Source organism: Streptomyces sp. NPDC046335 (assembly GCF_055587985.1).
The window spans coordinates 232,448-257,717 of sequence record NZ_JBVJFF010000009.1 but is presented as its reverse complement, the minus strand read 5'-3'; the positions used below and the strand labels follow the sequence as shown (position 1 = coordinate 257,717).

The 25,270-nt window shown below is 68.8% G+C and carries 18 protein-coding genes and 1 tRNA gene; 8 read left to right on the top strand and 11 right to left on the bottom strand.

The features are described from left to right. Window positions 1–115 precede the first annotated feature (115 nt). The 4 genes from ACZ6JY_RS23595 (at window position 116) to ACZ6JY_RS23580 (ending at window position 5,815) form a co-directional block, all read left to right on the top strand. Entirely contained in the window at window positions 116–973 is an 858-nt protein-coding gene (locus ACZ6JY_RS23595; protein WP_469198459.1) for an NmrA family NAD(P)-binding protein, read from the top strand. Window positions 974–1,268: 295 nt separating this feature from the next. Next, entirely contained in the window at window positions 1,269–3,026 is a 1,758-nt protein-coding gene (locus ACZ6JY_RS23590) for a pyridoxal phosphate-dependent decarboxylase family protein (RefSeq protein ID WP_469198457.1), read from the top strand. Next, a complete protein-coding gene (locus ACZ6JY_RS23585) occupies window positions 3,023–4,474 on the top strand; it encodes a lysine N(6)-hydroxylase/L-ornithine N(5)-oxygenase family protein (RefSeq protein WP_469198455.1) in 1,452 nt (483 codons plus the stop codon). Before ACZ6JY_RS23590 ends, ACZ6JY_RS23585 begins: the two co-directional genes overlap by 4 nt. Window positions 4,475–4,603: 129 nt before the next feature. Beyond that, window positions 4,604–5,815, top strand: a complete 1,212-nt coding sequence (locus ACZ6JY_RS23580; RefSeq protein ID WP_469198454.1) for a GDSL-type esterase/lipase family protein — start codon at window positions 4,604–4,606, stop codon at window positions 5,813–5,815. A 23-nt stretch (window positions 5,816–5,838) separates the two neighbouring features. Here ACZ6JY_RS23580 and ACZ6JY_RS23575 read toward each other — a convergent pair whose 3' ends face one another. Then, window positions 5,839–7,650, bottom strand: a complete 1,812-nt coding sequence (locus ACZ6JY_RS23575; RefSeq protein ID WP_469198453.1) for a bifunctional metallophosphatase/5'-nucleotidase — start codon at window positions 7,648–7,650, stop codon at window positions 5,839–5,841. Window positions 7,651–7,802: 152 nt separating this feature from the next. On the opposite strand from ACZ6JY_RS23575, the gene ACZ6JY_RS23570 reads away from it, so the two are divergent. Together ACZ6JY_RS23570 and pyk are read left to right on the top strand one after the other, a co-directional pair. Next, window positions 7,803–8,507 carry an SIMPL domain-containing protein gene (locus tag ACZ6JY_RS23570; RefSeq protein WP_469198452.1) on the top strand — a complete coding sequence of 235 codons (705 nt, stop codon included), beginning with the start codon at window positions 7,803–7,805 and terminating at the stop codon, window positions 8,505–8,507. A 123-nt stretch (window positions 8,508–8,630) separates the two neighbouring features. Then, on the top strand, window positions 8,631–10,067 hold the full coding sequence (pyk, locus tag ACZ6JY_RS23565; protein ID WP_469198451.1) for a pyruvate kinase: 1,437 nt from the start codon (window positions 8,631–8,633) through the stop codon (window positions 10,065–10,067). Between the two features lie 17 nt (window positions 10,068–10,084). Here the strand turns inward: pyk and ACZ6JY_RS23560 are convergent, their stop codons facing one another. Together ACZ6JY_RS23560 and ACZ6JY_RS23555 are read right to left on the bottom strand one after the other, a co-directional pair. Next, window positions 10,085–10,855, bottom strand: coding sequence for a transcriptional regulator (locus ACZ6JY_RS23560; RefSeq protein ID WP_469198449.1), 771 nt, complete (start codon window positions 10,853–10,855; stop codon window positions 10,085–10,087). A gap of 109 nt (window positions 10,856–10,964) precedes the next feature. Then, window positions 10,965–11,039: transfer RNA gene (locus tag ACZ6JY_RS23555), tRNA-Leu, on the bottom strand. Between the two features lie 100 nt (window positions 11,040–11,139). On the opposite strand from ACZ6JY_RS23555, the gene ACZ6JY_RS23550 reads away from it, so the two are divergent. Next, window positions 11,140–11,799: an ANTAR domain-containing response regulator gene (locus ACZ6JY_RS23550; protein WP_469198447.1), complete on the top strand. Its 660-nt coding sequence runs from the start codon at window positions 11,140–11,142 to the stop codon at window positions 11,797–11,799. A gap of 87 nt (window positions 11,800–11,886) precedes the next feature. Here ACZ6JY_RS23550 and ACZ6JY_RS23545 read toward each other — a convergent pair whose 3' ends face one another. The 8 genes from ACZ6JY_RS23545 to ACZ6JY_RS23510 all read right to left on the bottom strand — a co-directional run bounded on the left by ACZ6JY_RS23545 (window position 11,887) and on the right by ACZ6JY_RS23510 (window position 21,773). Continuing rightward, window positions 11,887–12,603: an ABC transporter ATP-binding protein gene (locus tag ACZ6JY_RS23545; RefSeq protein ID WP_469198445.1), complete on the bottom strand. Its 717-nt coding sequence runs from the start codon at window positions 12,601–12,603 to the stop codon at window positions 11,887–11,889. Next, window positions 12,600–13,424, bottom strand: a complete 825-nt coding sequence (locus ACZ6JY_RS23540; RefSeq protein WP_469198443.1) for an ABC transporter ATP-binding protein — start codon at window positions 13,422–13,424, stop codon at window positions 12,600–12,602. The genes ACZ6JY_RS23545 and ACZ6JY_RS23540 overlap by 4 nt, the downstream gene beginning before the upstream one ends. A 3-nt stretch (window positions 13,425–13,427) precedes the next feature. Next, window positions 13,428–15,272, bottom strand: coding sequence for a branched-chain amino acid ABC transporter permease (locus ACZ6JY_RS23535; protein ID WP_469198441.1), 1,845 nt, complete (start codon window positions 15,270–15,272; stop codon window positions 13,428–13,430). 5 nt (window positions 15,273–15,277) lie between these two features. Next, window positions 15,278–16,207 carry a branched-chain amino acid ABC transporter permease gene (locus tag ACZ6JY_RS23530; RefSeq protein ID WP_447036768.1) on the bottom strand — a complete coding sequence of 310 codons (930 nt, stop codon included), beginning with the start codon at window positions 16,205–16,207 and terminating at the stop codon, window positions 15,278–15,280. Window positions 16,208–16,323: 116 nt separating this feature from the next. Further along, on the bottom strand, window positions 16,324–17,574 hold the full coding sequence (locus tag ACZ6JY_RS23525) for a branched-chain amino acid ABC transporter substrate-binding protein (protein WP_469198439.1): 1,251 nt from the start codon (window positions 17,572–17,574) through the stop codon (window positions 16,324–16,326). An 884-nt stretch (window positions 17,575–18,458) separates the two neighbouring features. Then, window positions 18,459–18,845, bottom strand: a complete 387-nt coding sequence (locus ACZ6JY_RS23520) for a hypothetical protein (protein ID WP_469198437.1) — start codon at window positions 18,843–18,845, stop codon at window positions 18,459–18,461. Between the two features lie 102 nt (window positions 18,846–18,947). Then, the gene (locus tag ACZ6JY_RS23515; RefSeq protein ID WP_469198435.1) at window positions 18,948–19,424 is read right to left on the bottom strand and encodes a PaaI family thioesterase; all 477 of its coding nucleotides are present in this window, start codon (window positions 19,422–19,424) and stop codon (window positions 18,948–18,950) included. A gap of 69 nt (window positions 19,425–19,493) precedes the next feature. Further along, entirely contained in the window at window positions 19,494–21,773 is a 2,280-nt protein-coding gene (locus ACZ6JY_RS23510; protein ID WP_469198433.1) for an FdhF/YdeP family oxidoreductase, read from the bottom strand. Between the two features lie 215 nt (window positions 21,774–21,988). Between ACZ6JY_RS23510 and polA the strand changes: the two genes are divergently transcribed. Then, the gene (gene polA / locus ACZ6JY_RS23505) at window positions 21,989–24,652 is read left to right on the top strand and encodes a DNA polymerase I (protein ID WP_469198782.1); all 2,664 of its coding nucleotides are present in this window, start codon (window positions 21,989–21,991) and stop codon (window positions 24,650–24,652) included. Window positions 24,653–25,270: the final 618 nt, after the last annotated feature.

Here is a 25,270-nt window from a genome sequence, read left to right as displayed (position 1 = left end):
ACCTACACCTCCTCGTCCCAACCGACGATCCCTCCCACGGCAGGCCCGGCCTAGGCTCGATCAAGAGCCGGGCCGGACCTGCCGCCCCGGCCACCCCACGCCGAAGGAGCCCCACGTGATCGTCGTGACCGGAGCCACCGGAAACGTAGGCCGCGCCCTCGTCGACCGGCTCGGCGCGGAAGGCACCCCCGTACGCGCCCTGACCCGCGACCCCGAACGCGCCCGGCTCCCCGCCGCCACCGAAGTCGCACGGCTCGACCTCTCCGGCGAGCACACCCCGTCCGACGACCTGACCGCCGTGTTCAAGGACGCCACCCGGCTCTTCCTCCACCTGCGGGCCGCCGGCGCACACACCGCCGCGCTCCTCGAAGCCGCCGCGGCGGCCGGAGTGAAGCACGTCACCGTCCTCTCGTCCGGCATCATCGAAGAAGGCGCCGACACCAGCCACCCCATCCACGTCATGCACGCCGAACTCGAAGCGCGCGTACGGGAGAGCGGCCTCGACCACACCTTCCTGCGGCCCAACGCCTTCGCCACCAACTCCCTGCAATGGGCGCCCCAGATACGCGTCGGCGACACCGTCCGCGGCCCCTTCGCCGCAGCCGCCACCGCCCCCATCCACGAGGCCGACATCGCGGACGTCGCCGCCCGCACCCTCCTCGACGACGGCCACCAGGGCGCCGTCCACCGCCTCACCGGACCCCACGCCGTCACCACCGAACAGCAGATCCACGCCATCGGCGCCGCACTCGGCCGGACCCTGCGCTTCATCGACGTACCCGCCGAGGACGTCGGCCCCGAGATGTTCCCGCACGTGCCGCCGCAGATGCTGCCCGACCTCCTCGCCTCCTTCGCCGAGGCCGTCGGCACCGAACCGGAGATCACCACCACCGTCGAAGCCGTCACCGGACAGCCGGCCCGCACCTTCGACCAGTGGGCCCACGACCACAAGGCCGACTTCCGCACCTCCTAGCCACCGCCGGGCACGCCGGGCACGCCGGGCCGCCGGGCACCAACGGGCTGCCGGGCGCTGCCGGGCTGCCGGGCGCTGCCGGGCCGCCGGGCACCAACGGGCCGCCGGGCGCTGCCGGGCTGCCGGGCTGCCGGGCACCGCCGGGCCCCCGCGCCTAGCACCCCACCGCACACCGACACCTGCCTCCAGTACGCAAGTACCACTTTCGGGTTCGGTTCCCCGAAGTACTCGGGCAACCGGTGCGTGCGTTGTACAGGCTGGTCCTCCCGCACGCGCGCATCCGGAGGACAAGCCCATGAGCACCCCGCCGCCCCTCGCCGGAGGCGCCCACGGCCCCGATGCCCTCCAGCCGCTGCTCGCCACCACACTCCGAGCCCTCCGCGAGGGCGCGACAGCCCGCCGGGGCCCCCTGCCCGCAGGGGGCCCCGAAGCCGTCGCCGACCGCGTACGCGCCGCCGCCCTGCCCCTCCTGCCCGAACAGGGCGAAGGCCCAGAAGCGGCCCTGCGCAGCCTCGTCCACGCGCTCGCCGAAGGCGCCGCCGACCCCGCGGACCCGCTCTGCGCCGCACATCTGCACTGCCCGCCGCTCGCCGTGGCCGCCGCCGCCGACCTCGCCGCGTCCGCGCTCAACCCCTCCATGGACTCCTGGGACCAGGCGCCCGCGGCCTCCACACTCGAAGCACTCGTCACGCGCACGCTCACCGCCGAGATCTACGCGAACGGCGACAGCCTCAGCGGGCCGGGCGATGCCCTCGCAGGCGGGCCGGGCGAGGCTCTCAGCGGTGGGCCGGGCGACGCCCTCAGCGGTGGGCCGGGCAGCGCCCTGGCCGGTGGGCCGGGTGATGCCCTCAGCGGTGGGCCGGGCGATGCCCTCGCCGGTGGGCCGGGCGGCGCCCTCGCCGGCGGGTCGGGCGGCGCCCTCAGCGGTGGGTCGGGCGATGCCCTCGCAGGTGGGCCGGGCGGCGCTCTCAGCGGTGGGTCAGGCGACGCCCTCGCCGGTGGGCCGGGCGACGACCTCGCCGGCGGGCCGGGCGACGCCCTCGTCACCACCGGTGGTACCGAAGCCAATCAGCTCGCCCTGCTCCTCGCCCGTGAGAACCCCGCCACCCAAGGACCCCTGCGCCTGTTCGTCGGAGCCAACGCCCACCACAGCCTCGCCCGCGCCGCCTGGCTCCTCGGCCTGCCCGCCCCCACCGTCATCCCCACCCCTACGGGCACCCTCGACCCCACAGCACTCGACCAGGCCCTCACCGCAACCGCGGGCCGCCCAGGCACCCTCATGGTCGCCGCCACCGCGGGCACCACCGACGCCGGACTCATCGACCCCCTCGACGACATCGCCGACCTGTGCGCCGCCCACTCCGCCCGCCTCCACATCGACGCCGCCTACGGCGCGGGCCTCGTCTTCAGTGACGTACGCAAACACCTCCTGCACGGCATCCACCGCGCCCACACCGTCACCCTCGACCTCCACAAACTCGGCTGGCAGCCCGCCGCCGCCGGACTACTCGCCGTACGCCACCCCACCGATCTCACCGCACTCACCCACAGCGCCGACTACCTCAACGCCGACGACGACACCCACGCGGGCCTCCCCGACCTCCTCGGCCGCTCCCTGCGCACCACCCGCCGCCCCGACATCCTCAAGATCGCCGTCACCCTCAAAGCCCTCGGCCGCCAAGGACTCGGCGCCCTCGTCGACCAAGTCTGCGACCAGGCCCAGGAGTTCGCCGCCCTCATCGACAAACACCCCCGCTTCGAACTCCACTCCACCCCCACCATCAGCACCGTCCTCTTCAGACCCACCGACGCCGACGACCACCACATCGCCCACGTACGCAGACAACTCCTCACCGAAGGCACCGCCGTCCTCGGCCGCGCCGACCTCGCAGGACGCCGCTGGCTCAAAGCGACACTGCTCAACCCCCACACCCGGCCCGAACACCTCAACCGGCTCCTCGCACTGGTCGAAGCAATGGTCGAAGCACTGGTCGAACACCACCACCCGGCCCGCACCGACCCCCACCCCACGGAAGGAACCACCCCCCGATGACCGGCACGCCCGACCAGCCAGGACCCAAGCCGCTCACCACCCGCCAAACCCCCCGCGACCTGGTCGGCATCGGCATCGGCCCCTTCAACCTCTCCCTCGCCGCCCTCGCCCACCCCCTCGGCGAACTCGACACCGCCTTCTACGACCAGCGGCCCGCCTTCCACTGGCACCCCGGACTCCTCATCGAAGGCGCCACCCTCCAAGTCCCCTTCCTCGCCGACCTCGTGACCCTCGCCGACCCCACCAGCCCCTGGTCCTTCCTCAGCTACCTCAAGACCCGCGAGCGCCTCTTCCCCTTCTACTTCGCCGAGCGCTTCCACATCCAGCGCGCCGAATACGACGCATACTGCCGCTGGGTCAGCGAGAACCTCACCGGACTCCACTTCGGCCACCAGGTCGACGCCGTCCGCTGGAACCCCGAACGCGCCCTCTTCGAAGTCGACTACACCCAACTAGACGCCGACGGAGAAGCCGAAGCCCTCTGCCGCACCCACACCAAGAACATCGCCCTCGGCGTCGGCACCGCCCCCCACATCCCCGAACCCCTCAAACCCCTCGCCGAAGCCCCCGGCACCCCCGTCATCCACTCCGCGGACTACCTCCACCACCGCGACACCCTCCTCGAAGCCGAACACATCACCGTCATCGGCTCCGGCCAGTCGGGCGCCGAGATCTTCCTCGACCTGCTCCGCGCCCGCCCCGAGGGACACGAGAAACTCCACTGGCTCGCCCGCACCGAAGCGTTCGCACCCATGGAGTACTCAAAGCTCGGCCTCGAACACTTCACCCCCGACTACACCCGCTACTTCCACGCCCTCCCCGAAGCCGTACGCGACGGCCTCGTCCCCCACCAGTGGCAACTCCACAAAGGCATCGACGCCGACACCATCGCCGCCATCCACGACCAGCTCTACCAACGCACCCTCCACGGCGGCTGGCCCGACGCCGTCCTCACCCCCGGCGTCCGCGTACGCACCGCGGGACGCGTCGGCGCCACCCGCGTCGAACTCCACCTGGAGCACCTCCAGCAAGGCACCCGCTCCCGCCTCACCACCGACGCCGTCGTCCTCGCCACCGGCTACCGCGAACGCCCCCTCGACCAGCTCCTCGCCGGCCTCGACCCCCACATCCGCAAGGACTCCTCCGCCCGCCCCCGCATCGACGAGCAGTACCGCCTCGACCTCGACCCCACCATCACCCGCACCGGCAGCAACATCTACGTACAGAACGCCGAACGCCACAGCCACGGCGTCGGCGCCCCCGACCTCGGCCTCGCCGCCTGGCGCAGCGCCACCATCCTCAACGCCCTCACCGGCAGAAACCCCTACCCCCTGCCCACCCGCACCGCGTTCACCACCTTCGGCCTCCAGCCCCACGAAGCACCCGGCGCCCGCACCGCCGGACACACGGGGGAACACCAAGGGAAACTCGTACGGCTCAGGAGCTGAGGCCGCCCCCAGGAGCTGAGGCCGCCCACAGCAGCTGAGGCCGCCCAGCACACCCACACCACCGAATATTCCCGGCCAGAAACAACCCCGGCACGAAATACCGCGCACAGCAAGCCTGTTCAGCCCAGCATGACCACCGACACCACCGGCACCACCACCCCGGCCCCCGCCCCGGCCACCACCTGGACCGCCGCCTTCCGCTCCGCCGTCGTCAGCCCGTACGAAACCATCGAGCTGTTCGAGACCCGCCGCTTCTCCGACCAGACCCTCCGCCAAGTCATCCGCCTCGACGGCGCCGGCACCGCACTCCGCATCCACCTCAGCAACCGCTACGGCAGACAACCCCTCCACATCGGCGGCGCCCACCTCGCCAAACGCACCGAAGGCAGCGCCACCGACCCCCACAGCGACACGACCCTGCACGTCGACGGCGCCCACGACTTCACCATCCCCGCCGGTGAGGAAGTCACCACCGACACCATCCACCAGACCGTCTCCGCCGGCGACGAATGGGCCCTCACCCTCTGGCTCCCGCAGGACACCGGACCCGCCACCTACTCCGCCGTCCCCCTGCGCACCGGCTACGCCGTACCCGGCAACGCCCTCACCGCCCCCACCCTCGACGGCACCGAAGGCCTCGAAGAACTCGCCACCCGCCACTTCATCAGCGGCGCCGACGTCCTCGCCCCCACCGGCACACCCGTCACCGTGGCCTTCGGCGACTCCTGGTTCGAAGGCACAGGCACCACCAACGACACCGACAACCGCTTCCCCGACCTGCTCAACAACCGCCTACGGGCAGCAGGACACACCGGCTGGACCGTCAACACAGGCCTCTCAGCCAACCGCCTGCTCACCGACGAAATCGGCGAACACGCCCTCGCCCGCCTCCAGCGCGACGCCCTCGACATCCCCGGCGCCACCCACATACTGATCCACTTCGGCCTCAACGACCTCGGCATCCCCGGCCAGGAGGCCTACCCCGACCCCGCCCCCATCCCCACCGCCGCCGACCTCATCACCGGCCTGACCACCCTCGCCGAACGCATCCACGCCGCAGGCCTCACCGCCATCGCCACCACCGTCGGCCCCTACAAAGACACCATCTACGAGGGCTACTCCACCCCCGAAGGCGTTGCCGTCGCCCGCGAGGTCAACGCCTGGATACGCGGCACCGACAGCCCCTTCGACGCCTACGCCGACTTCGCCGCCGCCGTCGCGGACCCCGCCGACCCCGACCGCATCCACGACGACTACGACAGCGGCGACGGCCTCCACGTCAACGACGCCGGCGCCCAAGCACTCGCCGACGCCGTCGACCTCGCCACCCTCAAGAACTGAGCGGCGCCCGAACTGAACACCGTCTAGAACACCGGCGTACCGTCCCGGGTCAGCTTCCAGCCCACCGACGCGAACTGACCCGGGTCGACCGTCCCCTTCGCCTTCACCCACCCGATGATCGTGTTCCGGATCTCCTCCGAATTCGCCCACAACTGCTTGGCACCCGCGATGTGCGGGAAATTGCCGCCGCCACTCGCCCGATAATTGTTCACCGCGAGCACGAACTCCGCCTTCGGATCGATCTCCTTGCCCTCGAAGGACAGCTTCACGATCCGCGAACCCACCGGCTTCGCGACATCGATCTCATACGTCACACCGGACACCGCGTCATAGTTGTAATCCGGGATGCCCTCCGCATTCGTCAACTTCGCCGGATCCACCGGCACATCCGCCGCCGTCCGCACGTAATACCGCGCCGAGAACTCCAGATACTCCCTGAGCTGCGCCCCCGTCACGAGCCGCGCCTCCAGAGTGTTCTCGAAGGGGTAGAGACCCGCCGCGTCCCTGATCGTCACATCACCCGCCGGAATCTGCGCCGTACGCGAGAAACACGACGCCTGCGAAAGCACCGGCAACGCCGCGTACGCCCCACCCTTCAGCGCCTCCGCCACCGTCTCCCGCTGCACCTCATTGATCAGATCAATGATCGGGACATCCTTGTACGGACCCTCCGCCGTGCTCATCGCCGCCATCGACGTACCGATGACCTGGTTCACGTACGCCACGACCTTCTCGTGCTCATCGGCGAGCAGCCGCGTGATCTTCCGATCCTCCGCCGCGGCATTGGAGTTCAGGACCCGCGCCCCGACCTTCTCCACCGTCCAGCACCCCTTCTCCCACACCAGATCGAAGTCGAACAGCGTCAGCCGCTGCCCCCACTTCAACGGCTCCGACAGAACCACCTTCTTGCCCGTCGCCTTGTTCTCCACGAAATACTCGGGAATCTCCGTGTGCGCGTGACCGACCAGAATCGCGTCGATCCCCGGCACCTGCTCGGCCACAAGACCCGCCGCGTTCTCCACATAAGGCAACTGATCCCCGTACGACGACGTACCACTCGACCCGGAGTGCGCCGACACGATCACCACGTCCGCACCCATCGACCGCAGCCTCGGCACCCACTTCGCCGCCTGCTCCTCAAGACCCGGGAACGTCATCTTCCCCTGCACATTCGCCTTGTCCCAGATCGCGATGCCCGGATTCGTGAGACCCAGCACCGCCACCCGCACATCCCGGCCGTGCGGAGTACGCAGCCGCTTCATGAAGTACGGCGGGAAAGCAGGACGCTGCGTCCTCGCATCCAGCGCATTGGCCCCCAGCAGCGGGAAGTCACACTGCTCCTCGAACTTGCGCAGCACCGGAATCCCGTAATTGAACTCGTGATTCCCCAACGCCGCCGCGTCATAACCGATCGCGTTCATCGCCTGCGCCATCGGATGCACCGGACCGTGCTTCGCCGTGATCGGATCGACCTTCGCGTAGTAATACGAGAGCTGCGTGCCCTGGATCGTGTCACCCGCGTCGATCAGCAGGGTGTTGCGGCGCCCCTTCTCCTCACGTACCTCATTCACCATCGTCGAGATCTTCGCAAGCCCCACATCATTGTGGTCCTTGTCGTCGAACTCCTTGTCAGTGAAATAATCCCAGTTGAAGACATTGCCATGCAGGTCCGTCGTGCCCAGAACGGTGAACGAGTACCGCTTCTCCCGCCGGCCGTGCCCACCGCGCCCGCCCCGCGCCTCCGCCACGGACGGCGCCACCGCCGCCCCCGCGACAGCCAGACCCACGCCGGACGCGGCAGACGTGCCCAAGAACTTCCTGCGGTTCAGCGGCATCTCAGTACTCCTCGATCAGACCTCGGTAACGCGCGTAGATAACGCGCGTAGATTCTGGCCCGCACCCACCCGACCGCAACAGACCCCACAGGTTTCGATCCGGTGACTGTCAGATGAGCCCCAGCCCCGCCAAGCGATGCGACAGTGACCCCATGGACACCAACCCCGCCCCCTACGGCACCCCCGAAGCCCCACGCCTCGCCGTCCGCGGCGAAGCCCACCTCGAAGTCGACCCCGAAATCGCCCGCATCAGCGTCACCGTCCACGCCCGCGGCACCGACCGCCGCGACGCCCTCAACGACCTCACCCGCCGCAACACAGGCATCCTCGACCTCATCAAGACCTACGGCGACGCCGTCGAGAAAATCGAGACCGGCACCTTCTCCATCAGCCCCGAACTCACCAAACACGGCCGCGGCGAACGCATCCGCGCCTACCACGGCCGCGTCCACACCACCGCCGAACTCACCGACTTCACCGCACTCGGCGAACTCACCACCCGCCTCGCCGACCTCGACCTCACCCACGTCGAAGGCCCCTGGTGGGCCCTGCGCCCCGACTCACCCACCCACCGCCAAGCACGCCAACAAGCCGTACGCGAAGCCGTCCAACGCGCCCGCGAATACGCCGACGCCCTCGGCACCGGACTCGCCGCCCTCACCGAACTCGCCGACATCGGCGCCGAGAACACCCCCGCCTACGGCGGCTACGCAAGCCCCGCCGGCGGCATGCGCGCCGCCTACGCCGGAGCCGCCGACCACACCACCGAAGCCGCACCCCTCGACCTCGAACCACAACGCCAGCACGTCTACGCCACCGTCAACGCCCGCTTCACCATGACCCCGCCCGACCTCTGAGGAATGCTCATCGGAGCAGCACCCCGCACACTTCAACACCTGACAACAACCCTTCACACAAAGGTTGTTGAGGAGTCATGTCCAACCAATTCCCTACCAGCGGGTAAGCCCTAGGCTCGAACCATGCGCCGAGCAAAAATCGTCAGCACCCTGGGACCCGCCACCGACTCGTACGACCAGATCAAGGCACTGGTCACAGCCGGAATGGACGTAGCCCGCTTCAACCTCAGCCACGGCACCCACGCCGAACACGAGGAGCGCTACCAGCGCGTGCGCAAGGCCTCAGAAGAAGGCGGCCGCAGCGTCGGCATCCTCGCCGACCTTCAAGGCCCGAAGATCCGCCTCGGCCGCTTCCACGAAGGCCCCGTACTCCTTGAACGCGGCGACGAATTCACCATCACCGTCGAACACGAAGCCCAAGGCGACCGCCACCAGTGCGGCACCACCTACAGCGGCCTCGCCGACGACGTCACCACCGGCGAACGCATCCTCGTCGACGACGGCAAAGTCACCCTCGAAGTCACCGCCGTCAACGGCCCCCGCGTCACCACCACCGTCATCGAAGGCGGCATGGTCTCCGACCACAAGGGCCTCAACCTCCCCGGCGTCGCCGTCTCCGTCCCCGCACTCTCCGACAAGGACGAAGAAGACCTCCGCTGGGCCCTGCGCATCGGCTGCGACATCATCGCCCTCTCCTTCGTCCGCAGCGGCCGCGACATCGAAGACGTCCACCGCATCATGGACGAAGAAGGCCGCCGCCTCCCCGTCATCGCCAAAGTCGAAAAACCCCAGGCAGTCGACAACATCGAAGACATCGTCGCCGCCTTCGACGGCATCATGGTCGCCCGCGGCGACCTCGGCGTCGAAATGCCCCTCGAACAAGTCCCGATCGTCCAAAAACGCGCCATCAAGCTCGCCAAACGCAACGCCAAACCGGTCATCGTCGCCACCCAGATGCTCGACTCGATGATCGACAACTCCCGCCCCACCCGCGCCGAAGCCTCCGACGTCGCCAACGCCGTCATCGACGGCACCGACGCCGTCATGCTCTCCGGCGAGACCAGCGTCGGCAAATACCCCATCGAAACGGTCCGCACCATGGCCCGCATCGTCGAAGCAGCCGAAGAGGACATCCTCGCCAAGGGCCTCCCGCCCCTCACCGAACGCAGCAAACCCCGCACCCAGGGCGGCGCCGTCGCCCGCGCCGCCGCCGAAATGGGCGACTTCCTCGGCGCCAAGTTCCTCGTCGCCTTCACCCAGTCCGGCGACACCGTCCGCCGCCTCAGCCGCTACCGCTCACCCATCCCGCTCCTCGCCTTCACCCCCGACGCGGCGACCCGCGCCCAGCTCACCCTCACGTGGGGCGTCGACACCTTCCTCGGCCCGCACGTCGAATCCACCGACGCGATGGTCGACCAGGTCGATGAACTCCTCCTGAAGATCGGCCGCTGCGAGCGGGGCGACGTCGTCGTCATCACGGCCGGCTCCCCACCGGGGGTCGCGGGCTCCACGAACCTGGTGCGGGTACACCACATCGGCGAGGACGACAGCCCCCGGTAGCTTTCAGTACGTAGCTTTCAGTACTTGGGGCCGATGTGGGTGTCCATGAGGGCTACGGAGGCTTTGCGGGCGATCGAGATGTTGAACGGGTTGCCGCCTCGGGTGCAGTGCGTCCACGCGACTCCGAGGGTGTCGAGAGTGTCAGTGAAGAGCTGCCGGATGTCGTCGGAGACGTTGCTGAAGAAGTAGCGCGGATACTCGTAGCGCTTGCGTTCACCGGCGATGACGCGGGTCGTCCAGTTCGTGATGCGGCACCCGTCGGAGTGGATGAGCCCTCGCACGAAGTCCCACGGGTGAGCGTCCACGATCTCCTGCTGCCAGGGCTCCAGGGCGATCTTGCGGTGGTGCTTCTTGCCGGGACCGTGCTGGGGCAAGAGGCAGGGCCAGTGCTTGCTGTAACAGGTGACGTTCTGGCAGCCCTGTCGCTGAACGCGGAAGACTCGGTTGTCCGGGCGGACGATCTGTATGGCCTCGGCGCATGCATCGATAAGCCCGGGCCAGGCGTCGGCGCATGTGACACGGAGGAAGTACACGCCGCGGCAGTGGTAGCTGATGCAACCGTCACCGAGATACAGGCCCAGTAGGTAGGCGTAAACCGCAGGGCTTGAGGGGAGCTCGGGTTCGATCAGGCATCGTGGGCATGGCGTGGCGCGTGAGAGCGGTTCGACGCGCGTCTGCCAGGCCCGCATTGCCGCCCGCGAGACGCCAGTCTCTTTGCTTACGGAGTTGAGGCTGCGGCCTTGCCCGATCAGAGCCAGTACTCGCCTGCGGGTGCCCATGTCGTACATGGGGTCGAGGCTGCTCGCATAGGGCGTCCCGGCGAGGGATAAGTCAGATTGCGTACACGATCAAGTGAAGCTCAGCGAAGTTCACGTGACCTTGGAAATGAAGGAAAAGTGCCCCGAGTCGGACTCGAACCGACACTGTATGGGTTTTGAATCCATTGCCTGCTGCCAATTGGGCTACCGGGGCCCAGTGAATCGAAGGTTTACCTCGACCCGCTGCCCAACCACCATACCGTAGCTAGGTAGGCTTCTGGGAGCTGTACCCCTGCCCTGATCGAGGAGCCCCCGTGACCGCCCCCGAGTCGCCCCAGCCCGCAGACGACGTGTCCGACGACGACCAGTCGCACGTGCCGCCGCTGACGACCCGCGTCGTCATCGCCGAGGACGAGGCCCTGATCCGGCTCGACCTCAAAGAGATGCTCGAGGAAGAGGGCTACAGCGTCGTAGGCGAGGCCGGTGACGGCGAGAAGGCCGTCGAGCTGGCCCGTGAGCACAGGCCGGACCTCGTGATCCTGGACGTGAAGATGCCCGTCATGGACGGCATCTCCGCGGCGGAGAAGATCGCCGAGGAGTCCATCGCCCCGGTGCTGATGCTGACCGCGTTCTCGCAGCGCGACCTCGTGGAGCGGGCGAGGGACGCCGGCGCGATGGCGTACCTCGTGAAGCCGTTCAGCAAGAGTGACGTCGTTCCGGCGATCGAGATGGCCGTCTCGCGGTTCACGGAGCTGAAGACGCTGGAGAGGGAGGTCGCGGACCTCTCGCAGCGGCTGGAGACGCGGAAGCTGGTGGACCGGGCGAAGTCGATTCTCCAGACGGAGTACGGCCTGACGGAGCCTGCCGCGTTCCGGTGGATCCAGAAGACGTCGATGGACCGGCGGCTCTCGATGCAGCAGGTGGCGGAGGCGGTCATCGAGGACGCCGAGGAGAAGAAGGCGGCCAAGGGCTAGCCCGGAGATCAGCAGTACGTACGAAGAGGCCCGCGTCCCCAGGCCAGGGGATGCGGGCCTCTTCGTATGCGCGGGCGCGAGGCGGGGTCAGTCCTCGCCCAGGTAGGCCTTCCGTACGGATTCGTCGTGCAGGAGGTCGCCTCCGGTGCCGGAGAGGACGATCTTGCCGACTTCCATGACGTGGCCGTGGTCGGCGAGGGAGAGCGCGGCCTGGGCGTTCTGTTCGACGAGCAGGATCGTGGTGCCGTTGGCCTTGAGCTCGGCGATGGTGGCCATGATTTTCTGCATCATGATCGGTGAGAGGCCCATGGAGGGTTCGTCGAGCATGAGGAGTTTGGGCTGGGACATGAGTGCGCGGCCCATGGCGAGCATTTGTTGTTCGCCGCCGGAGAGTGTGCCTGCTGCTTGCCTTCGGCGTTCTCCGAGGATGGGGAAGAGGTCGTAGGCGCGCTGGATGTCCTTTTCGATGCCGCCTTTGTCGGTGCGGAGGTAGGCGCCGAGGCGGAGGTTGTTCTCGATGGTCATGCGGGGGAAGATGTGGCGGCCTTCGGGGGAGTGGGCGAGGCCGAGTGCGACGATTTGGTCGGCGCGGTATTTGCGGAGGGTCTTCCCGTTGAATTTTATCGATCCGCCGACGGGCTTCAGGAGGCCGGAGAGGGTGCGGAGTGTCGTCGTCTTTCCTGCGCCGTTGGTGCCGATGAGGGTGACTACCTGGCCGGCGTCGACGGTGAAGGAGATGCCTTTGACGGCTTCGATCTTGCCGTAGGCGACGCGGAGGTCCTCGACCTCGAGGAGTGCGGTCATGAGTTGTTCTCCTCGAAGGGCTCGCCGAGGTAGGCGGCGATGACGCGGTCGTCCTGCTGGACTGTCTCGCTGGTTCCTTCGACGAGTTTTTCGCCTTGGACGAGGACGGTCACGCGGTCGCAGAGGTTGAAGATGAAGCGCATGTCGTGCTCGATGACGAGGACGGCGATGCCCATGTCGCGGATGGCGAAGACGAGTTCTTCGGTGGTGCGGGTTTCTTGGGGGTTCATGCCGGCGGTGGGTTCGTCCAGGAGGAGGAGTCCTGGTTCGCTGGCGAGTGCTCGGGCGATTTCGAGCTTGCGCTGTTCTCCGTAGGGGAGGTTGCGGGAGAGGTGTTCGGCTTTTTCGGCGAGTCCTACGAATTCGAGGAGTTCCATGGCGCGTGCCTTGGATGCTGCTTCTGCCCTGTGGAAGCCGGGGCCGCGGAGGAGGGCTGACCAGAGGCCTTCCTTGGTGCGGGTGTGGCGGCCGACGAGGACGTTTTCGAGGACGGTCATGTTGGCGAAGAGCCGGATGTTCTGGAAGGTTCGGGCGATTCCGGCCGCGGTGACTTTGAAGGATTTCGCGGGGAGGATGGTGCCTTTGTAGCGGACTTCGCCTTCGGTGGGGGTGTAGAGCCCGGTGAGGCAGTTGAAGAAGGTGGTTTTTCCGGCGCCGTTGGGGCCGATGAGTCCGACGATTTCGCCGCTGTTGACGGTGAGGTCGACGGAGCGTACGGCGGTGAGGCCGCCGAAGCGCATGGTGACGCCGCGGGCGTCGAGGACGGGTTCTCCGGCGGGGGTGGTGGGGGCGGGGCCCTTTTTGGTGGTGTCTGTGGTCATGGGTCAGGCCCCTGTCTTGCTGAGGACTGCGGGTGGTGGTGTTTCGCCGGGGGCGAGTTCGGCTTCGTGGAATTCGAGTTGGCGGCGCCGGTTGGGGATGAGGCCTTCGGGGCGGAAGCGCATGAGGAGTGCGAGGGCGAGTCCGAAGGCGAAGAGTTGGTAGTCGCCGAGGAAGGCGAGTTTGTTGGGGATGAGGTAGAGGAGTGCGGCGCCGACGAGGGGTCCGCTGATGGTTCCCATGCCGCCGAGGACGACTGCGGCGAGGAGGAATGCGGAGTTGGGGGGGACGGTGTTGGCGAATTGGTATTGCTCGGGGGTGACTGTGTAGGTCACGTGGGCTTGGACGGTTCCTGCGAGTCCGGCGAGTGAGGCGCCGAGGGCGAAGGCGATGAGTTTGACGCGGAAGCCGTTGATGCCCATGGCGAGTGCGGCGGTTTCGTCTTCGCGGATGGCTACCCAGGCGCGTCCTATGCGGGAGTCTCCGCTGCGGCGGAATACGAGGACGACGACGAGGGTGATGAGCAGCATCAGGAAGAAGTAGTTGGCGAACCGGCCGATGGTGAAGCCGGCGATGGTGTGTTCGATGCCGAAGTCGAAGCCGAGGATTTTGAGGTTGGGGATGGAGGAGATGCCGTTGGATCCGTTGGTGATGTCGGGTCCTGAGGCGCCGTCGGAGTTCATGGCGACGATGCGGAAGATTTCGCCGAAGCCGAGGGTGACGATGGCGAGGTAGTCGCCGCGTAGGCGGAGGGTGGGGGCTCCGATGAGGACGCCGAAGATGAGGGATGCGGCGGCGCCGACGAGGATGGCGCCCCAGAAGGGGAGGTGGATGTCGAAGGGGGAGCTGGGGGATCCGGAGACCATGGAGGCGGCGTAGGCGCCGACGCCGAGGAAGGCGACGTATCCGAGGTCGAGGAGGCCGGCGAGTCCGACGACGATGTTCAGGCCGAGGGCGACGGTGGCGAAGATGAGGATGTAGACGCCGATGGTGGCGTATTGGTCGTCGCTCTGGGTGAAGGGGAATGCGGCTGCGGCGAGGAATGCGCCGGTGAGGGTGATGTTGCGGTGGCGTGCGGTGTAGACGGAGATTTGGGCGACGAGGCCGGCTTTGGCGAGGGCGGCGAAGCCGAGGCCGACGGAGATGAGGAAGCCGATGAAGAGTTCGTCGTATTCGGTGCCGATGCCGTAGGTGAAGACGAGGAGGCCGGTGGCGAGGGCGGCGATGATGACGAGTATTTCGAGGTATGAGTTGAGTTTGCGGGGTGTGGGGGGTGTGTCGGCGGCGAAGGCGCCCTTGAGGACGGTCATGCCGTTGCGCAGGCGGTGTTTGAACTGTTCCCAGTTGGTGTCTTCGGGGTCGACCGGGTAGGTGTCGGGTCGCCGGAAGGGGAGGGCGAGGGCGCCGGTGAGGGCGCTGAGGGTGGCGATGGCGGTGATCCAGCCGCCGGGTTCGAGGTTGGCGAGTCCGCCGAGTTTGGTGCTGATGGCGAGGATCGTGTACCAGGCGGTGGCGAAGGCTGCGAGGGCCGCGTATTTGAGGCCGGCGTCGGCGTTGCCTGGTGCGATGGCTCGGATGCCTTTGATGTTGTAGGAGGCGAGTCCGAGGAGGGTGGTGAGGGCGCCGGTGATGAGGACGAGCCATTGGAGGCCGCCGGGGTAGCCGTAGACGGTGAGGTCGCCGGGGAATGCGGCGGTCCAGGTCCAGGCGAGGAAGGCGGAGATGATGGTGAGTGCGCCGCCGCCGGTGGCCAGGGCTCGTGCGGTGGGGGTGGGTATGGGGATGAGGCCGGTGGGCGGTTTTTCGTCGTGGGGCTGGGCGTTGTCGGCCGTGGTGGTGTGTGTGTTCATGGTTGTCACGCCCTGTCCGCGACGCGCTCGCCGAGCAGGCCTTGGGGCCTGACGAGGAGGACGACGATGAGGAGTACGAACGCCCAGACGTCGGCCCAGGACTGGCCGCCGAGCTTGTCCATGCCGGGGATGTTGTTCATGTAGGCGGTGGCGAGGGCTTCGGCGACGCCGAGGACGAGTCCTCCGATCATGGCGCCGTAGATGTTGCCGATGCCGCCGAGGACGGCGGCGGTGAAGGCTTTGAGGCCCCAGAGGAAGCCCATGCGGAAGTTGATTTCGCCGTAGCGGAAGCCGTAGGCGACGGCTGCGATGCCGGCGAAGGCGGCGCCGAGGGCGAAGGCGACGACGATGACGCGGTCGGTGTTGACGCCCATGAGTTTGGCGGTGTCGGGGTCTTGTGCGGTGGCTTGCATGCCGCGGCCGACGCGGGTTTTCATGACGAACCAGCCGAGGGCGAACATGCAGATCGGTGCGGCGGCGACGAGGAAGAGGTCGCCGGGCTGGATGGTGACGCTGCCGATGTGGATGGAGTCGCCGGGGATCTCGGGGAAGGTGCGGGATGACTTGGCGTTGGGGTACCAGGCCCAGACGGCTTGCTGGAGGGCGAGGGAGAGGCCGATGGCGGTGATGAGGGGTGCCAGTCGGGGGGCGCCGCGCAGGGGCCGGTAGGCGAAGCGTTCGGCTCCGACGGCGACGGTGGTGGAGACGATGACGGCGCCTATGAGCATGAGGGGTATGGCTACCCACATGGTGGTGCCGCCGGGGAGCCAGAGCCAGATGGTGAGGGCGCCGAAGCCGCCGACCATGAAGATTTCGCCGTGGGCGAAGTTGATGAGCTGGACGATGCCGTAGACCATTGTGTAGCCGATGGCGATCAGGCCGTACATGGATCCCAGTAGCAGGCCGTTGACCAGCTGTTGCGGCAGTTCGTGCACCGCAGGTCCTCCGAGTCTTTCGAATGCGACGGGTGTCGACACGCGTCGGATGTGACGCCGCGCGGGGCGCTGTCGGGCAGCGCCCCGCGCGGTGTGTCGTGACTGCGGGTGGTGGGTCAGCCGGTGAAGGTGCCGGACTTGACGGGCTTCCAGCCCTTGGTCGGGTCGGCGGTGTCCTTGACCTGGTACACGGTGAGTTGCTTGTTGGTGGCGTCGCCGTATTCGTCGAAGGAGACCTTGCCGGTCACGCCGTCGAAGGAGACGTCCTGCATGGCGTCGACGATCTTGGCGCGGGCGTCGGAGGGCAGTTTGCCGTCGTTGTCGTCGACGACCTTCTTGACGGCTTCGATGATGGCCCAGGCGGAGTCGTAGGAGTAGCCGCCGTAGGCTTCGTACGCCTCTTTGTAGCCGGCCTTCTCGTAGTTCGCGATGAACTCCTTGGCGGAGGGGAGTTCTTCGACGGGCTGGCCGACGGAGGTGGCGTAGTCGCCCTTGCCGTCCTTGCCGGAGAGCTTGATGTAGTCGGCGCTGTAGATGCCGTCTCCGCCGACGAGGGGGATCTTGGCTCCGGCCTTCTTCATCTGCTTGCTGAGGGGGCCGGCTGCGGGGTATTCGCCGCCGTAGTAGACGACGTCGGCGTCGGAGTTGCGGATCTTGGTGGCGACGGCGCCGAAGTCCTTGGTGTCGGGGTTGACGTGTTCGGTGCCCGCGACCTTGCCGCCGAGCTTGGTGAACTCGTCCTTGAAGGTGGCGGCCAGTCCGGCGCCGTAGGTCTTCTTGTCGTCGATGACGAAGACCTTCTTCTTCTTGGCGTCGTTGTACAGGTACTGCGCGGCGAACGGGCCTTGGATGGCGTCCGTGGTGGCCGTGCGGAAGTAGGCCTTGTACGGGCGTACCTTCTTGCCGCCGTTCCAGTCCTGGCCCTGGGTCATGGCCGGGTTGGTGTTGGCGGGGGAGACCTGGACGAGTTTGGCGTCGTCGAAGACCTTCTGCATGGACTCGCCGACGGAGGAGTTCAGCGGGCCGACGGCGCCGAGGATGTCCTTGTTGGCGACGAACTTGGTGGCGTTCGTCTGGCCGGAGGAGGGCTGGCCCTGGTCGTCGGCGGACTCCATCTTGAAGGTGATGCCGTCGACGTAGTTCTTCTTGTTGGCTTGTTTGACGGCGAGGTCGACGGAGTTGCGGATGCCGAGGCCGAGAGCGGAGAGGTCACCGGTCAGTGGCGCGTCGACGCCGATGACGACTGTGGTGCCGCCGCCCCCGGCGTCGTCCTTGTCCTTGCTGTCGTCGCGCGAGCCACAGGCGGTGAGGCTGAGAGCCCCCGCGGTGAGTGCGGCGGTAATGGCTATGAGCGAACGTTGACGCACGATCAGTCCTTTCCCCTGGCACGGCTGTCCCTTGTTGGGAAGCCGAGTCGAGCGCGGAACCGAACTGACAGGAATCCGGTGGGCGCGGTGACTGGCCGTGACTCTAAGGGCGGCTTTGTGCCAGGTGGAGTGGTCGGACCAAGGCTGTGACGCTCTTGTTATGCCACGGAGTATTCCGGGCTGGAACGCGAGGGGTGGTTGAGGCTGAATAAAGCCTGGTTAGGCCGGTCTCGACGTATCCGCATGGTGAGAACTTCCAGCACAACTGGCAGGAGTGTCGGGGAGTTTGACTCATGACACCCGTGTTCGTGGGCATGCGGCGGTCAACGCTCCGGAAAGATCATTCGCGTATTCCGGACCCAGGATGTAACTGTGCTTCTCGATTGCGCGCACATTACGCAGTGTTACTTCCAGGAAAGGGAGTCCGGCATTCCGTGGCACTTCTCCGCATTCGCGAATGTGCATCGTGATGATCAACTTCCGGGGTTCTCCTGTTTTCACCGCGAATGGGGTGGGCGGTGATGTGGCCACCGAGAGGGCTGCCGAGGGCTGGGTGAGACGGCGGACGGTCGTGGGGGGTCCCGACTCCTGGGTAAAGGTGACGGCGAAGGTGAAGTTCCGGTCCCCGGCGCGGGGCCGTGACATCTCGCCGGTGTACGCCACCGACACGCTCTGCGACGGCCAGGGCGGTGGCGGCTGGGGCGGCGGCTCCGGACGCGTCAGGTACAGGGTCAGCCCGGCGGCGCCGAGACCCAGGGCGGTGGCCGCGGAGAGGGTGGTGCGACGGTGGCGGGCCCGGCGCGGGGAGGGCCGCCGCGCAGGGGCCGCGGGGGAGCTCTCGTGGTCGTAGGTGTCCTCGCCCGGCTCCACGGGGCCGATGGCGTTCACACCCACGGCCCGCCGCTCGGTCCGCCGCCGCGGTGGCGCTCGGCGCAGCGTTCTCGCGTCTGCCGGGTGATCAACGCGCGCCCCGACGCGTCCGATCCGCGTCCGCGCTCGGCACGGGCGGCGTCCAGGATCTCGCGCAGGATCGTGTACTGCCCGTTCGACAGGCCCATCGACTGGTAGTCGCCGTAGGCCGAGTCGCGTGCGTCGTAGAGCTGCCGGGCCCACTTGGTGATGATCGCGGTGCACAGCTCGGCGGGGGAGGTGGTGCGGGCGGAGGACGCGGTGGCGTCCTCACGGCCGGGGCCGGGGCCGGCGCAGGCGGCCGTGGTGAGGGTGAACGTGACGGTGAGGGCGAGCGCACAGAGCCGTGTCCGCTGCGTCATGCACCGACGCTAGACCGCAGCCGAGCGCTCCGCCAGAGACTGCGCGGGGGCCTCGCGGTGCCCTGGGGCCGGGCGGCGTGGGTGGGCCCCAGGGCGGAAGGGCTAGTTGGCGGCGGTGGACCCGTTGGGGGCGTCGCGGAGCAGGCAGGTCAGGCGGGCGGTGCAGACCCGCTTGTCCTGCTCGTCGGTGATCACGATCTCGTACGTCGCCGTGGAGCGGCCCCGGTGTACGGGGGTGGCCACGCCCGTGACGAGGCCGGAGCGGGCGCCGCGGTGGTGGGTGCAGTTCAGGTCGACGCCCACGGCGAGCTTCGTGATGCCGCCGTGCAGCATGGCGCCGACCGAGCCGAGGGTCTCGGCGAGCACCGCGGAGGCGCCGCCGTGCAGCAGGCCGTAGGGCTGGGTGTTGCCCTCGACGGGCATGGTGCCCACGACGCGCTCGGCGGAGGCCTCCAGGACCTGGACGCCCATGCGGGTGCCGAGGTGGCCCGCCGAGAACAGGGAGGGCAGGTCCACGCCGAGCGCGGCGTACTCGTCGATGACCTGCTGCGGGAACTTCACGCTGTTCTGCTCGCCCATGGGCCCGGCTCCGTCCGTTCGTCGTCGCACTGTCGCCGAGCAAGCGCTCAGCCATCACTGAGCGAACGCTCAGTCGATCGCCGATTGTTCCAGGCGTACGACGACGGACTTGCTGGCAGGGGTGTTGCTGGTGTCCGCGGTGGCGTCCAGCGGCACCAGGACGTTGGTCTCGGGGTAGTACGCGGCGGCGCAGCCCCTGGCCGTCGGGTAGTGCACGACGCGGAAGCCGGGGGCGCGGCGCTCCACGCCGTCCCGCCACTCGCTGACCAGGTCGGCGTAGGTGCCGTCGGCGAAGCCGAGGCCGCGGGCGTCCTCGGGGTTGACGAGGACCACTCGGCGGCCGTTCTTGATGCCGCGGTAGCGGTCGTCGAGGCCGTAGATGGTGGTGTTGTACTGGTCGTGCGAGCGCAGTGTCTGAAGCAGCAGCCGCCCTTCGGGCACGGCCGGGTACTCGACGGGGGCGGCCGTGAAGTTGGCCTTGCCGGTGGCGGTGGGGAAGCGGCGCTCGTCGCGCGGGGCGTGCGGCAGGGCGAAGCCGCCGGGGGCCGCGACCTTCGTGTTGAAGTCCTCGAAGCCGGGGATCACGCGCGCGATGCGGTCGCGCACGGTGGCGTAGTCCTTCTCGAACTCCTCCCAGGGGGTGCGGGAGCCGCTGCCGAGGACGCGGCGGGCCAGGCGGCACACGATGGCGGGCTCGGAGAGGAGCTGGGCGCTCGCGGGCTCCAGGCGGCCGCGGGAGGCGTGCACCATGCCCATGGAGTCCTCGACGGTCACGAACTGTTCGCCGCCGCCCTGGACGTCGCGCTCGGTGCGGCCGAGGGTGGGCAGGATCAGGGCGCGGGCGCCGGTGACGGCGTGGGAGCGGTTCAGCTTCGTGGAGACGTGGACGGTGAGGCGGGCCTTGCGCATGGCGGCTTCGGTGACCTCGGTGTCGGGGGAGGCCGCCACGAAGTTGCCGCCCATGGCGAAGAAGACCTTCGCCTCGCCGTCGCGGAGCGCGCGGATGGCGCGGACGACGTCGAGGCCGTGGTGGCGGGGCGGGGCGAAGCCGAACTCCTTCTCCAGGGCGTCGAGGAAGGCGGGCGCGGGCCGCTCGAAGATGCCCATGGTGCGGTCGCCCTGCACGTTCGAGTGGCCGCGGACGGGGCAGACGCCGGCGCCGGGGCGGCCGATGTTGCCGCGCAGCAGAAGGAAGTTGACGACTTCGCGGATGGTGGGCACGGAGTGCTTGTGCTGGGTCAGGCCCATCGCCCAGCACACGACGGTGCGCTCGGAGGCGAGGACCATGCGCAGGGCTTCCTCGATGCGGGCGCGCTCCAGGCCGGTGGCCTTCAGGGTGTCGTCCCAGTCGGCGTCCCGCGCGGCGGCGGCGAACTCCTCGTACCCATGGGTGTGGGCGTCGATGAACTCCTTGTCGACCGCGCCCTCCGTCTGGAGGATGAGTTTGTTGAGGAGGCGGAAGAGGGCCTGGTCGCCGCCGAGGCGGACCTGGAGGAAGAGGTCGGTCAGGGCGGTGCCCTTGAGCATGCCCTGCGGGGTCTGGGGGTTCTTGAAGCGCTCCATGCCCGCCTCGGGCAGCGGATTGACCGTGATGATCTTCGCGCCGTTGTTCTTCGCCTTCTCCAGGGCGGAGAGCATGCGCGGGTGGTTCGTGCCGGGGTTCTGCCCGGCGACGATGATCAGGTCCGATTCATAGAGGTCCTCCAGGAGGACGCTGCCCTTGCCGACGCCGAGCGTCTCGGTCAGGGCGGAGCCGGACGACTCGTGGCACATGTTCGAACAGTCGGGGAGGTTGTTCGTGCCGAGCTCGCGGGCGAAGAGCTGGTAGAGGAACGCCGCTTCGTTGCTGGTGCGGCCCGAGGTGTAGAAGACGGATTCGTCCGGGCTGTCCAGCGCGGCGAGCTCCTCGGCGACGATGTCGAAGGCGCGCTCCCAGGACACCGGTTCGTACCTCTCGGCGCCCTCCGCCAGGTACATCGGGTGGGTGAGCCGGCCCTGCTGGCCCAGCCAGTAACCACTGCGGGTCGCCAGGTCCGCCACCGGGTGCGCGGCGAAGAAGTCGGGGGTGACGCGCCGCAGCGTGGCCTCTTCCGCGACCGCCTTCGCGCCGTTCTCACAGAACTCCGCCTTGTGGCGGTGGTCCGGCTCGGGCCAGGCGCAGCCGGGGCAGTCGAAGCCGTCCTTCTGGTTGACGCGGAGCAGGGTCAGCGCGGTGCGGCGCACGCCCATCTGCTGCTGCGCGATCTTCAGGGTGTGGCCGATGGCGGGAAGGCCGGCCGCGGCGTGCTGCGCCGGTGCGACCTGCGGCGCGTCCTGGACCGGATCGCCCTTGGGCGGCTTGCTTGCCATGGTCGGCTCCCCTTCGAGCACGTGCGTGAGCTACGTCTCCGATCCTCCCACGCGACACCGACAAGGCGGGGGTCCGGGTGCCGCGGAGGACGGGACTGTCAGTGGGGCGTGGCAGGATCGGGGACGTGGCAGAAACAGCAGCGCAGAAGAAGTCCGAGACCGCGGCGACGAAGGCTGGGAAGGCGGGCGCGGGGCAGCGCCCGCGCCTGCTCCTCATGGACGGGCACTCCCTGGCCTACCGGGCGTTCTTCGCGCTGCCCGCGGAGAATTTCACGACCGCGACGGGCCAGCCGACGAACGCGATCTACGGCTTCGCGTCGATGCTGGCGAACACGCTGCGCGACGAGGCGCCCACGCACTTCGCGGTGGCGTTCGACGTCTCGCGCAAGACGTGGCGCTCCGAGGAGTTCTCCGAGTACAAGGCGAACCGCTCCAAGACCCCCGACGAGTTCAAGGGGCAGGTCGAGCTGATCGGCGAGTTGCTCGACGCGATGCACGCGGTGCGCTTCGCCGTCGACGGCTTTGAGGCGGACGACGTCATCGCCACGCTCGCCACGCAGGCGGAGGCGGCCGGCTTCGAGGTTCTGATCGTTACGGGCGACCGCGACTCCTTCCAGCTCATCACCGACCACGTCACGGTGCTGTATCCCACGAAGGGCGTCTCGGAGCTGACCCGCTTCACCCCCGAGAAGGTCCAGGAGAAGTACGGACTCACTCCCAGCCAGTATCCCGACTTCGCGGCGCTGCGCGGCGACCCCTCGGACAACCTTCCCGGCATCCCCGGTGTCGGCGAGAAGACCGCCGCGAAGTGGATCAACCAGTTCGGTTCCTTCGCCGACCTGGTCGAGCGCGCCGAAGAGGTCAAGGGCAAGGCCGGACAGAACTTCCGCGACCACTTGGAGGCGGTGAAGCTCAACCGCCGCCTGACCGAGATGGTGCGCGACGTCGAACTGCCCAGGACGGTCACCGACTTGGAGCGCGTCGCGTACGACAGGACGGCGCTCGCCATGGTCCTGGACACCCTGGAGATCCGTAATCCCTCGCTGCGGGAGCGGCTCCTGGCCGTGGATCCGGGCGCCGAGGAGGCCGAGCAGACCCCGGCGGAGCCCGGCGTGGAGCTGGACGGCGCGGTGCTCGGCGCGGGCGAGCTCGCCCCGTGGCTGGCCGAGCACGGCAATGCGGTCCTCGGCATCGCCACGGTCGACACCTGGCAGCTCGGTTCGGGCACGGTCACCGAGGTGGCGCTCGCCGCAGCCGGGGGAGCGGCCGCCTGGTTCGACCCGGCCGCCCTGGACGAGGCGGACGAGAACGCCTTCGCGGCGTGGATCTCCGACCCCGCCAAGCCCAAGGTCATGCACAACGCCAAGTCGGTGATGCGGGTCTTCCCCGAGCACGGCTGGACCGTGGACGGCGTCACCATGGACACCGCTCTCGCCGCGTATCTGGTCAAGCCGGGCCGCCGCTCCTTCGCCCTGGACGCGCTCTCCCTGGAGTACCTGGGCCGTGAGCTCGCCCCGGCCTCCGCAGCGGACGGGCAGCTCGCCTTCGGTACGGAGGAGGACGACCGGGCCGAGGCCGACTCGCTGATGTCGCAGGCACGCACCGTGCTGGACCTGGGCACCGCCTTCGGCGAGAAGCTGCGGGAGGTCCGCGCGAGCGAGCTGCTCGCCGACATCGAGCTGCCGACGTCCGCGCTCCTGGCCCGCCTGGAGCGGCACGGCATCGCGGCCGGCCGCGCGCACCTGGAGTCGATGGAGCAGCAGTTCGCCGGGGCCGTGCAGCAGGCGGTGAAGGAGGCGCATGCCGCCGCGGGCCGCGAGTTCAACCTCGGCTCGCCCAAGCAGCTCCAGGAAGTCCTCTTCGGCGAGCTGAACCTGCCGAAGACGAAGAAGACCAAGACCGGGTACACCACGGACGCCGACGCGCTTGCCTGGCTCGCCGCCCAGACGGAGAACGACCTGCCGGTCGTCATGCTCCGCCACCGCGAGCAGGCGAAGCTGCGGGTCACCGTCGAGGGCCTGATCAAGTCGATCGCCGCGGACGGCCGCATCCACACCACGTTCAACCAGACGGTGGCCGCGACGGGCCGCCTCTCCTCCACGGAACCGAACCTCCAGAACATCCCGGTCCGCACGGACGAGGGCCGGGCGATCCGCCGTGGCTTCGTGGTCGGCGAGGGCTTCGAGTCGCTGATGACCGCGGACTACAGCCAGATCGAGCTGCGCGTGATGGCGCACCTCTCCGAGGACGCGGGCCTCCTTGAGGCGTTCACCTCCGGCGAGGACCTGCACACCACGGTGGCCTCGCAGGTCTTCTCCGTGGAGCGCGACGCCGTCGACGCCGAGATGCGGCGCAAGATCAAGGCCATGTCGTACGGCTTGGCGTACGGCCTCTCCGCGTTCGGCCTCTCCCAGCAGCTGAACATCGACGCGGGCGAGGCGCGGGGCCTGATGGACACCTACTTCGAGCGGTTCGGCGGGGTGCGGGACTATCTGCGCCGCGCGGTCGACGAAGCCCGCGCCACGGGGTATACGGAGACGATGCTCGGCCGCCGCCGCTATCTCCCCGACCTCAACAGCGACAACCGCCAGCGGCGCGAGATGGCCGAGCGGATGGCTCTGAACGCCCCCATCCAGGGCACGGCCGCGGACATCGTCAAGATCGCCATGCTGAACGTCCACCGCGCCCTCACCGAAGCGAAGCTCGCTTCCCGGATGCTCCTCCAGGTCCACGACGAAATCGTCCTGGAGATCGCCCCGGGCGAGCGGGCCCAGGTGGAGGACATCGTCCGCAGGGAGATGGCGGGAGCGGTGACCCTGCGGGCCCCGCTGGACGTCTCGGTGGGCGTGGGCCCGGACTGGGAATCCGCAGCGCACTAGCCCTCCCGGGCCGGGAAACGGCCCCCCTCGCGAACCCCTCCGGGGCGGGCCGCCGACGGCGCACCCGCAGCCGCGCCCAGAGGGGCCACGGGACGCCAGCGCCCCGTAAGGGGCGCGAGGAACTGCGCGGCCAGCCACGGCGCGCCCGCAGTAGGGACCGGCGGCGCCCGCGCCCAGAGGGGCAGAGCGGCACCACGGGACGAGCGCCCGTCAGGGGCGCGGGGAACTGCGCGGCCAGCCAGGGCGCGCCCGCAGTAGGGACCGGCGGCGCCCGCGCCCGGAGAGGCCGAGCGGGCACCACGGGATGCCAGCGCCCCGTAGGGGGCGCGGGGAACTGCGCGGCCAGCCACGGCGTGCCCGCAGGGGCGATACACAGGAGCCCCCCGGCCGTGGCTCCCGCGAGGGCCGGCGTCTGCGCTCAGCCGCGGGCGCGTCCGGGCCGAGCGCGCAGTTCCCGCGCCCCTAGCCGGGGCTGCGATTCCCGGCGGCAGCCCAGCCCCGCGCCCCTACCGGGAGCTGCAACTCCCGGCGGCAGCCCAGCGCGGTAGCCAAAGCCCCGCGCAGCGGCCGCGCGGGCCGGAAGCGCTCAAGCCCCGCGCAGCGGTTCTCACTCGCGTG